Raw genomic sequence first — 629 nt, forward strand, 5'->3', positions numbered from 1 at the left:
CGTCTGGTCGGTTATGTGGTGCCGGCGGCCGGGGTGGGGGAGCTGGACCGGGGTGCGGTGTCGGCGGCGGTGGCGGGGGTGCTGCCGGAGTACATGGTGCCTTCCGCCCTGGTGGTGCTGGAGGGCTTGCCGTTGACGGCCAACGGCAAGCTGGACCGGGCGGCGCTGCCGGTGCCGGAGTTCACGGTGGGGCGGGGGCCGGGGCGGGCGCCGCGGGGGCCGCGCGAGGAGATTCTGTGCGGGCTGTTCGCCGAGGTGCTCGGGGTGCCCGAGGTCGGTGTGGACGACGACTTCTTCGCCCTGGGCGGACACTCCCTGCTGGCGATCGTCGTGATCAGCCGGGCCAGGGCCCTGCTCGACGCCGACCTGGCCGTCGACGCCCTCTTCGAGGCGCCGACGGTGGCCGAACTGGCCGCGCGCCTCGACGGCCCGGGACGCCGTCCCGGCGGGCTGCGGCCGGCCGGTCCGCGGCCCGGACGGCTGCCGCTGTCCTACGCCCAGCAGCGCCTGTGGTTCCTCCACCAGATGGAGGGGCCCAGCGCCACGTACAACATCCCGCTGGCGCTGCGGCTGACCGGGCCCCTGGACGTGGCCGCGCTGCGGGCCGCGCTGGCGGACGTGGTGGAACG

The 629-nt window shown here is 76.0% G+C and carries 1 protein-coding gene; it reads left to right on the forward strand.

The window, feature by feature from the left end:
• Positions 1 to 629 (forward strand): phosphopantetheine-binding protein (locus CUT83_RS30180; protein ID WP_158239063.1); only part of this gene is annotated, 629 nt, incomplete at both ends.

The organism is Streptomyces barkulensis, assembly GCF_002843305.1.
In the GTDB taxonomy this organism is placed as follows: Bacteria; Actinomycetota; Actinomycetes; order Streptomycetales; family Streptomycetaceae; genus Streptomyces; species Streptomyces barkulensis.